The following is a 372-nucleotide window of genomic DNA, read 5'->3' as shown; positions in this document are numbered from 1 at the left end:
GCCGAGAGTGCCAAAATTTTTGCGGCACCCCCTTGAAAGTAGAAGAAGGCAAAATTAGTTCCACATGCGCGCGACGCCGAAAGGGTCGCGCGAGCCCCGCTCCGGTCCTGCCGGCCCGGAGCGGAGGAACCTCTCGCAATCTGTTTGTCCTGAAGGAGAACGATATGACGTTCCGTCCATTGCATGACCGTGTACTCGTCCGCCGCATCGAGGCCGAAGAGAATTCTGCTGGCGGCATCATCATCCCCGACACTGCCAAGGAGAAGCCGCAGGAAGGCGAAGTCATCGCCGTCGGCCCGGGCGCCCGTGACGAGAGTGGCAAGCTCGTGCCCCTCGACGTGAAGGTCGGCGACCGAATCCTGTTCGGCAAGT

The 372-nt window shown here is 61.3% G+C and carries 1 protein-coding gene; it reads left to right on the top strand.

The genetic code is table 11. The features are described from left to right. Positions 1-164: 164 nt before the first annotated feature. Positions 165-372, top strand: a 208-nt coding sequence (locus tag EN845_RS34070) for a co-chaperone GroES (RefSeq protein WP_135931291.1), incomplete at its 3' end; no start/stop codon positions are given.

This window comes from Mesorhizobium sp. M8A.F.Ca.ET.202.01.1.1 (assembly GCF_004791595.1).
In the GTDB taxonomy this organism is placed as follows: domain Bacteria; phylum Pseudomonadota; class Alphaproteobacteria; order Rhizobiales; family Rhizobiaceae; genus Mesorhizobium.
The sequence above is the reverse complement of the archived record's forward strand: the minus strand, read 5'-3'. Positions and strand labels throughout refer to the sequence as shown.